The organism is Streptomyces sp. NPDC048349 (assembly GCF_040651925.1).
Lineage (GTDB): Bacteria > Actinomycetota > Actinomycetes > Streptomycetales > Streptomycetaceae > Streptomyces.
This window is the reverse complement of sequence record NZ_JBEZLA010000025.1, coordinates 83,310-91,075: the sequence shown is the minus strand read 5'-3', so window position 1 is coordinate 91,075 and position 7,766 is coordinate 83,310. Positions and strand designations below refer to the sequence as shown.

Here is a 7,766-nt window from a genome sequence, read left to right as displayed (position 1 = left end):
GCCCCTGTACTGGACGTACTTGGGCTTTCGGCCGGTGCGGCGAGAGTGCGTGCCGGGCACCGCGACGCCGCGGACCTCCGTCAGACACCCCCTAGGTGGCTGGGGAAACCGGGCTCGCCCCGACCCGCGCCCCTCGCGCCGGCGGGGCCGAGATTGCCGTTGCGCGGCGATCCGGCCCCGTCGGCGGCTCATGTGCGCGCTGCTCAGCCGGATCCGGCCCCGCCGCCGGCGTGTGAGGCGCGGGGGTCTGGGGGCGGAGCCCCGGCAGCGGCGCCCCACAGACGCAACGGGGGCGCCGGCTACGGCAGCACGGCCACGCCGTCGAGTTCGACCAGGGCCTGCTCGTCCCACAGACGGGCCACGCCGATGACGGCCATGGCCGGATAGTCGCGGCCCGCCAGCCTCCGCCAGATCCGGCCGAGTTCCCCGGCGCAGTCCCGGTACGCCGCCACGTCCACCGCGTAGACGGTGACGCGGGCCAGGTCCCCCGGGGCTCCGCCGGACTCCTCCAGCGCCGTCAGCAAGTTGGCGAGGGCCCGCTCGAACTGCTCCGGAAGGGTCTGCCCCACCACCTTCCCCGACCCGTCCAGCGCGGTCTGGCCGGCCAGGAACACCAGCCGGGAACCGGTCGCCGCCACCGCGTGCGAGAAGCCCGTCGGCGGCGACAGCTCGGCCGGGTTGATCCGCTCCAGGCTCATCGTGCGCCCACCCCCCGGTACAGCTCCTTCGCGATGATCGTGCGCTGCACCTCGCTGGCCCCCTCGTAGATCCTGGGCGCCCGCACCTCCCGGTAGAGGTGTTCCAGCAGGTGCCCGCGCCGCAGGGCGACCGCCCCGTGCAGCTGGACCGCGTGGTCCACCACGTACTGGGCGGTCTCCGTGGCGAGGAGCTTCGCCATCGCCGCACGGCGCGGAACGTCCGGTGAGCCCCCGTCGTAGGCCCCGGCCGCCGCGTACACCAGCAGCCGGGCGGCCTCCGTGCGGGTGGCCATCTCGGCCACCCGGTGCGCGACCGCCTGGAGGTCGCTCAGCCGCCCCCCGAACGCGGTCCGGTCCGCCGTGTGCGCGAGCGTCGCGTCGAGCGCGGCCCTGGCCATGCCGACCGCGAACGCGCCGACGCTCGGCCGGAACAGGTTCAGCGTGTCCATCGCGACCCGGAAGCCCTGCCCCGGCTCACCGAGCAGGTCCTCGCGGCCGACGCGGACACCGTCGAAGGCCAGGGAGCCGATGGGGTGCGGGGACAGCATGTCGAGCGGTTCACCGGTGAGCCCGGGGCGGTCCGCCGGCACCAGGAACGCCGACACCCCCTTGGCCCCCGGCCCTTCCCCCGTCCGGGCGAACACCGTGTAGAAGTCCGCCTCCGGGGCGTTGGAGATCCAGCACTTCTCGCCGCTGAGCCGCCAGCCGCCGCCGGAACCTCCGGACCCACCGGACCCACCGGACCCACCGGACCCACCGGAGCCTCCGTCAGGGACCGCCGCCAGCGCCAGCGCCGCCGCGTCCGAACCCGCCCCCGGCTCGCTCAGCGCGAACGCCGCCACCGCCCGTCCGGCGCGGACCTGCGGCAGCCAGCGCTCGCGCTGCGCCTCGCTGCCCGCCCGCAGCACCGGGTACGCCCCCAGCCCCTGGAGGGCGAGCGCCGTCTCCGCCTCCGTGCAGCCGTAGGCGAGCGACTCCCGCAGCAGGCAGAGTTCCAGCGCGCCCGAGGCGAACACCCGCTCCAGCAGGCCGAGCTCCCCCAGCGCCTCCAGCAGCGGCCGGTTGACCCGGCCCGGCTCCCCCTTCTCGGCGAGCGGCCTCAGCCGCTGCGCCGCCAGTGCGCGCAACTGCCCGCACCACTCCTCCTGGTCCGCCCCGAGCGCGAATCCGTTCATCCGAACATCCCCGCTTCTATCGCGTCCTGTTGACTGCCGTCACCATCACGATACGCTGCTGTGGCGACCGCACGGCCGGCTCCACCCCACCCGGGACCGTCGCAAGGGGGCGAACCCGCCTTGGATCTCAAGCCTTCCGCTCACGCCGACACCTTTGCGCGCGACCATCTGCCACCGCCGGACACCTGGCCGGAACTCCTCTTCGAACTGCCCGAACTGGCCTATCCCGACCGCCTGAACTGCGCGGCCGAGCTGCTCGACGCCACCATCGCCCGGTTCGGACCCCGGGGCGCCGACCGCCCGGCCTTCCGCAGCGCCGCCGGCGAGGTGTGGACGTACGGCGGACTGCGCGAGCGCGTGGACCGCCTCGCCCACGTCCTCACCGCCGACCTCGGCGTCGTCCCCGGCAACCGGGTGCTGCTGCGCGGCCCCACCGGCCCCTGGCTCGCGGCCTGCTGGCTCGCGGTGGTCAAGGCGGGGGCGGTGGCGGTGACCGTACTGCCGCAGCAGCGCGCCCAGGAGCTCGCCACGGTCTGCGCGATGGCCCGGGTGCGCCACGCCCTGTGCCACGTGGGCGTACTGGACGACCTGGTCAAGGCGGAGGTGCCGGGGCTGCAGATCACCGCGTACGGGGGCGAGGCCCCGGAGGACCTGCTGCACCGGGCCGAAGCCCACGCCGGCCGGCCCTTCCCCGCCGCCCCCACCTCCTGCGACGACGTCGCCCTGATCGCCTTCACCTCCGGGACCACCGGACGGCCCAAGGGGTGCATGCATTTCCACCGCGACGTGCTCTCGGTCGCCGACACCTTCTCCCGCAGCGTGCTGCGCCCCCGCCCGGACGACGTCTTCGCGGGCAGCCCGCCGCTGGGGTTCACCTTCGGTCTGGGCGGGCTGGTGGTCTTCCCGCTGCGGGCCGGGGCGTCCGCGCTCCTGCTGGAGGAGGCGGGCCCGCGCCACCTGCTGCCCGCGCTCGTGAAGCACCGGGTGACGGTCCTGTTCACGGCGCCGACCGCGTACCGGGCGATGCTGGACGCGCTGGGCCCCTACGACGTGGGCGCGTACGACCTCTCCGCGCTGCGCCGCTGCGTCTCGGCCGGGGAGAACCTGCCCGCCGCGACCTGGCAGGCCTGGTACGCGCGCACCGGCCTGCGGATCATCAACGGCATCGGGGCCACGGAACTGCTGCACATCTTCATCTCCGCCGCCGACGAGGACATCCGGCCGGGTACCACCGGCCGGGTGGTACCCGGCTGGCAGGCGCGGGTGGTGGACTCCTGCGGGCGCCCGGTCGCCGACAACGAACCGGGCCTGCTGGCCGTGCGCGGCCCGGTCGGCTGCCGCTACCTGGCCGATCCGCGGCAGGGGGAGTACGTACGGGACGGCTGGAACCTGACCGGCGACACCTACGTACGCGATCCGGAGGGCTACTTCCGCTACGTCGCCCGCGCCGACGACATGATCATCTCGGCGGGGTACAACATCGCGGGCCCGGAGGTCGAGGAGGCGCTGCTGCGCCACCCGGACGTGGTGGAGGCCGCGGTGGTGGGCCGCCCGGACGAGCGACGCGGACAGGTCGTCGTGGCGTACACCGTGACGCGCGAGGGCGTGGTGCTCACGGAGGAGGACCTGCGCACCTTCATGCGGACCGAGCTGGCCCCCCACAAGTGCCCGCGCTCCTTCGTCTTCCTGCCCGCCCTCCCCCGGACCGCGACGGGCAAGCTGCAACGGTTCCGGCTCAGGGATCTAGAGTGAAGCCGTGGTCGAGCAGCACACTCCGCGATCTTTGATCGTCACGTTCTACGGAGCCTACGGGCGGTCCTTCGAGGGCCCGGTCCCGGTGTCCGCGCTGATCCGCCTGCTGGGCGCGGCCGGCATGGACGCCCCGTCGGTCCGCTCGTCGGTGTCCCGGCTGAAGCGGCGCGGCTTCCTCGTGCCCGCGCGCGCGGCGGACGGTTCGGCGGCGTACGAGCTCTCCGCGGAGGCGCGGCAGCTGCTGGACGACGGTGACCGCCGGATCTACGGGCAGCCCGCCGGCGGGGCAGGGGCCGCGGCCGAGGCCGACGACTGGCTGGTGGCCGTGTTCTCCGTCCCCGAGCAGGAGCGGCACAAGCGGCACCTACTGCGCTCCCGGCTGGCCCGGCTCGGCTTCGGCGCGGTGGCACCGGGCGTGTGGATCGCCCCGGCCCGGCTGTACGGGGAGACCGAGCACACGCTGGAGCGGCTGCACCTGACCCCGTACGTGGAGCTGTTCCGCGGTGCCCACCTGGGCTTCGCCCCGACCGCCGAGGCCGTGGCCCGCTGGTGGGACCTGACCGCCCTGGCCAAGCAGCACGAGGAGTTCCTCGACCTCCACGAACCCGCCCTGCGCGCCCTGCAGTCGGGCCCCGAGCCGACGCCGGAGGAGGCCTACCGCGGCTACCTCCTCGTCCTGGACAGCTGGCGCCGCCTGCCGTACGCCGACCCGGGCCTGCCGCGCGCCCTGCTCCCGGCGGACTGGCCGGGCGACCGCGCGGCGGCCGTGTTCGCCGAACTGCACGCCCGGCTGCGGGACGCGGGCGCCCGGTACGCGCAGCAGTGACCGGCCGGGTACGGGAGGACCGGGTCCCGCCGCTGCGGCAGCGGGTCCCGTCGGCGCCGGGGTAAATGCGGATGCGCGGGGGTCCGGCGCCGCGTCAGGATGGGCCATGACCTGGACCTTCACCTCAGACCTTGCCGCCTATCTCGCCGCGGCGGGCCCGGCCGTGGCCGCGCAGCCCGTGTCCAACACCCTCCTGCTGACCGTGGCCGACGCGCTGGAACGGCGCGGTCCCCATGCCTTCGGGCCCGCCGAGCCGTTCTTCGGCTGGTGGACCGGGCCCGACGGCGCCGTCGCCGCGGGCCTGCTGTGCACCCCGCCCCACCCGCTCCAGCTCGGCGCGGTGCCCGCGGAGGCGGTCCGGGCGCTGGCGGACGCGCTCGCCGCCGAACCGCTGCTCGCCGGGCTGCACGGCCTCAACGCCCGCCGCCCGGACGCGGAGCTCCTGGCCCGGGCCTGGGGCCGGCCCACCCGCATGACCGAGGAGACCCGCCTCTACCGGCTGGGCGAGCTGGTCGCCCCGGATCCCGCGCCCGCCGGGCGGGCCCGGGTCGCCACCGGGGCGGACCTGCCGCTGCTGCTGGAGTGGATCACGGCCTTCCACGAGGAGCTGCACGATCCGAGCCCCGCCTCCGAGGCCGCACTGCGCGACCGGATCTCCTACGGCGGCTTCCTGCTCTGGGAGCACGCCGGGGCCCCCGTCTCGCTCGCCTCGTTCTCCCGTCCGATCGGTTCGACCGCCCGGGTCGGCCCGGTCTACACCCCGCCGCAGCTCCGCGGCCGCGGTTACGCAGCCGGGGCCACGCACGCGGCGAGCGAAGCGGCGTACGCGGCGGGCGCCTCGCAGGTCCTGCTCTTCACGGACCTGGCCAACCCGACGAGCAACGGCATCTACCTGCGCCTGGGCTACATCCCGGTCGAGGACCGCGCCGAGGTCGTCCCCGTGTGAGGGACCTCAGCCGCGGCCCGTCGGCGCGAGGGGCCTCAGCCGCGGCCCGTCGGCGCGAGGGACCTCAGCCGCGGCCCGTCGGGGGTTTGCGGCTGCCCGCCCGGTAGGGCAGCGGCCAGGGTGCGGCCGGGCCCTCGTAGGACTGGTCGGCGGCCGCGTGCAGGGTCCAGTGGGGGTCGTAGAGGTGGGGACGGCCGACGGCGCACAGGTCCGCGCGGCCGGCCAGGAGCAGCGAGTTCACGTCGTCCCAGGAGGAGATGGCGCCCACCGCGATGACGGGGACCCCCAGCGCGTTGCGGATCCGGTCGGCGTACGGGGTCTGGTACGAGCGCCCGTAATCCGGGGCCTCGTCCGCGACGACCTGGCCGGTCGAGACGTCGATCGCGTCCGCGCCGCGGGCGGCGAAGGCCGCCGAGATCTCCACCGCCTCCTCGGGGGACGTGCCCCCGGGCGCCCAGTCGGTGGCCGAGAGGCGGACCGTCATCGGCCGGTCCTCGGGCCATACGGCGCGGACGGCGTCGAAGACCTCCAGGGGGAAGCGCAGCCGGTTCTCCAAGGTGCCGCCGTAGGCGTCCGTGCGGCGGTTGGTCAGCGGGGAGAGGAACCCGGAGAGCAGGTAGCCGTGCGCGCAGTGCAGTTCGAGCAGGTCGAAACCGCAGTCGGCGGCGCGGACCGCGGCGGCCGCGAAGTCCGAGCGGAGGGCGGCCATCTCCCGGCGCGTCAGGGCGCGCGGGACGGCGGAGACGCCCGGCCGGTAGGGCAGTCCGGAGGCGGCCACGAGCGGCCAGTTCCCCTCCGGGAGGGGGTCGTCCATCCCCTCCCACATCACCCGGGTGGAGCCCTTGCGGCCGGAGTGCCCGAGCTGGACCCCGAGGGCGGTGCCGGGCGCCGAGGTGTGGACGAAGTCGGTGATGCGCTGCCAGGCGGCGGCCTGTTCCGAGGTGTAGAGACCGGTGCAGCCGGGGGTGATGCGGCCCTCCGCGCTGACGCACACCATCTCCGTCATGACCAGGGCGGCCCCGCCGAGCGCCCGCGCACCCAGGTGGACGAGGTGGAAGTCGCCCGGCACCCCCTCCCGGGCCGAGTACATGTCCATGGGGGAGACGACGACCCGGTTGCGCAGGGTCAGTCCGCGCAGGGTGAAGGGGGTGAACATCGGCGGGGTGTGCTCGTCGGGGCAGCCGAAGTCCCGTTCCACGGACCGCGTGAACCGCTCGTCGCGCAGGCGCAGGTTGTCGTGGGTGACCCGGCGGCTGCGTGTGAGCAGGTTGAAGGCGAACTGCCGCTCCGGCTGGGCGGTGTATCCGGCGATCTCCTCGAACCAGCGCATGCTGGCGGCCGCGGCCCGCTGGGTGCTGGCGACCGCCGGCCGCCGGGCCGCCTCGTACGCGGCGAGCGCGGCCGGGACGTCCGGCTCGGCGCGGATCGCCTCGGCCAGGGCGAGGGCGTCCTCGACGGCCAGTTTGGTGCCGGACCCGATGGAGAAGTGCGCGGTGTGGGCCGCGTCTCCGAGCAGGACGACGTTGCCGTGCGACCAGCGCTCGTTGACGACGGTGCGGAACCGGGTCCAGGCCGAGCGGTTGCCGTGCAGCGGCCGCCCCTGCAGGGCCTCGCTGAAGATCTTGGCGCAGCGGGCCGCCGACTCGGTCTCGTCGCAGAGGTCGAAGCCGGCCGCCCGCCAGACCTCCTCCCGCATCTCCACGATGACCGTGGAGGCGCCGCATTGATGCTGCGGCCCGCAGGGCCCCGTTGAGTGGTGGTGGTCGGGCGACGGCCGGGAGTACGGGTAGGCGTGCAGCTGCATCACCCCGTGCTCGGTCTCCGCGATCTCGAAGCGGAAGGCGTCGAAGGCGAAGTCGGCGGCGAGCCAGATGTAGCGGCAGCGGCCCGCGGTCAGCGTCGGGCCGAAGTGCGCGGCGCCGGCTTCCCGGATCGCGCTGTGCACCCCGTCCGCCGCGACCACCAGGTCGTGGGAGGCCCGGAGCTCGCGCACGTCCGGGGCCTCGGCGCGGAAGCGGAGCCGGACGCCCAGCCCGGCGCAGCGCTCGTGCAGGATCTCCAGCAGCCGGCGCCGCCCGAGGGCGGCGAACCCGTGGCCGCCGGAGGTCAGCAGCCGTCCGCGGTGCACGATGTCCACGTCGTCCCAGCGGACGAACTCCGCGCTCAGGGCCGCGTACACCGCGGAGTCGGCCTGCTCGATCCCGCCGAGGGTCTCGTCGGAGAGGACCACGCCGAAGCCGAACGTGTCGTCCGGCGCGCCCCGTTCCCAGACCTCGACGCGGTGGCCCTGGCGGGCCAGCAGCGCGGCGGCGTACAGGCCGCCCGGTCCGCCGCCGACGACGGCGACCCGCATGGCGTCCGCGGACATG

Annotated in this window: 6 protein-coding genes; 3 read left to right on the top strand and 3 right to left on the bottom strand. The window is 75.2% G+C overall.

Features of this window, described 5'->3' with window-relative positions; genetic code table 11:
- Positions 1 to 299: 299 nt before the first annotated feature.
- Positions 300 to 698, bottom strand: coding sequence for a RidA family protein (locus tag AB0D44_RS16345; protein ID WP_362590550.1), 399 nt, complete (start codon positions 696 to 698; stop codon positions 300 to 302).
- Positions 695 to 1,873 carry an acyl-CoA dehydrogenase family protein gene (locus AB0D44_RS16340; protein WP_362590547.1) on the bottom strand — a complete coding sequence of 393 codons (1,179 nt, stop codon included), beginning with the start codon at positions 1,871 to 1,873 and terminating at the stop codon, positions 695 to 697. Before AB0D44_RS16340 ends, AB0D44_RS16345 begins: the two co-directional genes overlap by 4 nt.
- A gap of 120 nt (positions 1,874 to 1,993) precedes the next feature.
- Between AB0D44_RS16340 and AB0D44_RS16335 the strand changes: the two genes are divergently transcribed.
- From AB0D44_RS16335 to AB0D44_RS16325, 3 genes are all read left to right on the top strand, one after another.
- Complete coding sequence (locus AB0D44_RS16335; RefSeq protein ID WP_362590544.1) at positions 1,994 to 3,625, top strand: AMP-binding protein; 1,632 nt, start codon at positions 1,994 to 1,996, stop codon at positions 3,623 to 3,625.
- A 4-nt stretch (positions 3,626 to 3,629) separates the two neighbouring features.
- Positions 3,630 to 4,451 carry a PaaX family transcriptional regulator C-terminal domain-containing protein gene (locus AB0D44_RS16330; protein ID WP_362590541.1) on the top strand — a complete coding sequence of 274 codons (822 nt, stop codon included), beginning with the start codon at positions 3,630 to 3,632 and terminating at the stop codon, positions 4,449 to 4,451.
- A 106-nt stretch (positions 4,452 to 4,557) separates the two neighbouring features.
- Positions 4,558 to 5,397: a GNAT family N-acetyltransferase gene (locus AB0D44_RS16325; RefSeq protein ID WP_362590538.1), complete on the top strand. Its 840-nt coding sequence runs from the start codon at positions 4,558 to 4,560 to the stop codon at positions 5,395 to 5,397.
- Positions 5,398 to 5,461: 64 nt separating this feature from the next.
- On the opposite strand, the gene AB0D44_RS16320 is transcribed toward AB0D44_RS16325, so the two are convergent.
- Positions 5,462 to 7,765, bottom strand: coding sequence for a bifunctional salicylyl-CoA 5-hydroxylase/oxidoreductase (locus AB0D44_RS16320; RefSeq protein WP_362590535.1), 2,304 nt, complete (start codon positions 7,763 to 7,765; stop codon positions 5,462 to 5,464).
- Position 7,766: the final 1 nt, after the last annotated feature.